General features: G+C 64.0%; 1 protein-coding gene. It reads right to left on the reverse strand.

Translation table 11 applies throughout. The annotated features are described in order from the left end of the window. Nucleotides 1-347, reverse strand: a 347-nt coding sequence (locus R5H29_RS00075; protein WP_332328529.1) for a TonB-dependent receptor plug domain-containing protein, incomplete at both ends; no start/stop codon positions are given.

The following is a 347-nucleotide window of genomic DNA, read 5'->3' on the forward strand; positions in this document are numbered from 1 at the left end:
CGCGATCGTTGTAGCTGCCATAACGGCCCTGGATGTAGCCGCTGACCTCGTCCTTCGGCTGCACAGGGCCGAACAGGATTGCGCCGCCCGTGGTGTTGCGGCCGAACAGCGTGCCTTGCGGGCCTTTCAGCACCTGCACGTCCTGCATGTCGTAGAACGTGCCGGGGCCGGAAATCAGCGTCGGCACTTCCAGGAAATAGACGGTGACGGAGGAGTTGTTGTGCACCCCCTGGTTGATCACGCCCGGGGTCTGGCCGCGCAGGTAGAATTGGGAGTTGCTGCGCTGCTGGCCGCCGATGGTGAGCGAGGGGACGGCCTGCTGCAAATCATTGGTGTTGACCACGCCG

This window comes from Stenotrophomonas sp. A3_2 (genome assembly GCF_036624925.1).
GTDB lineage: Bacteria > Pseudomonadota > Gammaproteobacteria > Xanthomonadales > Xanthomonadaceae > Stenotrophomonas > Stenotrophomonas hibiscicola.